We start from the raw sequence: 244 nt of genomic DNA, 5'->3' as shown, positions 1-244 counted from the left end.
ACCGGTCCAACGTGCGCAAGGGCATGATCATGAGGCGCAGCCCGATCGCGCGAGCAATGGCGGCCCAGGGGTGGCTCTGGGGTGCGCGCTGGTCCCACCCCGACTATCAGCACTTCTCGTCGAACGGCAGATGACGTGACGGCTCGCAGGGCATCGGCAGGGCTGGCCGTGGCCTGCGCGCTCGCAGCGGGCGTCCTGTCCGCCTGCGCGTCCGACCAGACCGGAGCGCCGGCGGCGGCCCGGG

1 protein-coding gene is annotated in these 244 nt (G+C 73.0%); it reads left to right on the top strand.

From position 1 onward, the window contains the following. The first annotated feature begins 23 nt into the window (after window positions 1-23). The gene (locus ACY9Z2_RS19305) at window positions 24-134 is read left to right on the top strand and encodes a M15 family metallopeptidase (protein ID WP_463611294.1); all 111 of its coding nucleotides are present in this window, start codon (window positions 24-26) and stop codon (window positions 132-134) included. Window positions 135-244 lie beyond the last annotated feature (110 nt).

The organism is Virgibacillus sp. GM2-2, assembly GCF_055329585.1.
This window is presented reverse-complemented; position numbering and strand designations above follow the sequence as displayed.

What these genes read in the sequence shown, in the direction of transcription:
- ACY9Z2_RS19305 (WP_463611294.1), top strand. Translation starts at nt 24, where the DNA reads ATGATCATGAGGCGCAGCCCGATCGCGCGAGCAATGGCGGCCCAGGGG.